Origin of the sequence: Lysinibacillus sp. GbtcB16, from assembly GCF_019091145.1 — a bacterium.
Taxonomy (GTDB): Bacteria; Bacillota; Bacilli; order Bacillales_A; family Planococcaceae; genus Lysinibacillus; species Lysinibacillus fusiformis.
In genome coordinates, this window is the sequence record NZ_JAGXJV010000922.1 from 1 (window position 1) to 232 (window position 232).

A 232-nucleotide genomic window follows, 5' to 3' on the forward strand; every position below is an offset into this window, starting at 1 on the left:
GATTCCGACTGCAGAAGGCGCATTAATGATGGCGATTCAGAACACGGATATTACGATCCATGGTTCTGTATGTATGGTTTTGGGGTTTGGACGTACGGGGTTTACAATGGCAAAAACACTTCAGGGATTAGGGGCTACCGTGAAGATTGGCGTTAGGAAACCTGAGCATTTTGCAAGGGCGTGGGAGATGGGATTTCAGCCGTTTTATACGAAAGAACTGTATTCGGAAGTG

Annotated in this window: 1 pseudogene; it reads left to right on the forward strand. The window is 46.6% G+C overall.

Features of this window, described 5'->3' with window-relative positions:
* Window positions 1-232: pseudogene (locus tag KVT27_RS26310) on the forward strand (dipicolinate synthase subunit A); the annotation flags it as partial.